A 717-nucleotide genomic window follows, 5' to 3' on the forward strand; every position below is an offset into this window, starting at 1 on the left:
GTGAGGGTGGCGGGCATGGGGCCCGGGTTGAGGGTGAGCTGGGGCAGCCGCGGCGAGCTGAGGGTGCGGCGGTGCAGGTCGACGTGCCAGTGGCTGAGCAGCGAGGACAGCATCAGGACGCCCTCGATCAGGGAGAACTCGTCGCCGATGCACTTGCGGGCGCCGCCGCCGAAGACGGTGACGGGCACCTGCGGCTGACCTCCGTGCGCGTCCCAGCGGTCGGGGTCGAAGCGCTCCGGGTCGGGGTAGAGGTCGGGCAGGTGGCTGATCAGGTAGGGGCTGTAGGCGATCACGGTGCCGCGCGCGATCGCGTACGGGCCGAGTTCGGCGTCCTGCTCGGTCTGCCGGGTGAGGAACCACCCGGGCGGATACATCCGCAGCGCCTCGGCGAGCACCTGCCGGGTGTAGGTGAGCTGCGGCAGGTCGTCCCAGCCGGCGGTCCGGCCGCCCAGCACCGAGTCGACCTCCGCGGTGAGCCTGGCGAGCACGGCGGGGTGGGTGGTGGCCAGGAACAGCGCCCAGTTCACGGCGCCGGCGGTGGTCTCGGTGCCGGCGGAGTACATGGTCACGGCCTGGTCGACCAGTTCCTCGTCGCTCAGCGCGGGCAGGTCGCTCCCGGGGTCGCGCGAGGCGATGAGCATCGACAGCAGATTGGTCTCCCCCGCATCCCCGGTGTCCCCGCCCGGCCCGCCGACCGCGTTCCCGCCGATCCCGTTC

The 717-nt window shown here is 72.8% G+C and carries 1 protein-coding gene; it reads right to left on the minus strand.

Features of this window, described 5'->3' with window-relative positions; genetic code table 11:
- On the minus strand, positions 1-717 hold a 717-nt coding region (locus tag VR45_RS14250; RefSeq protein WP_159394212.1), incomplete at both ends, for a cytochrome P450.

The sequence above is a fragment of the Streptomyces sp. NRRL S-495 genome (assembly GCF_000966955.1).
Taxonomy (GTDB): Bacteria; Actinomycetota; Actinomycetes; order Streptomycetales; family Streptomycetaceae; genus Kitasatospora; species Kitasatospora purpeofusca.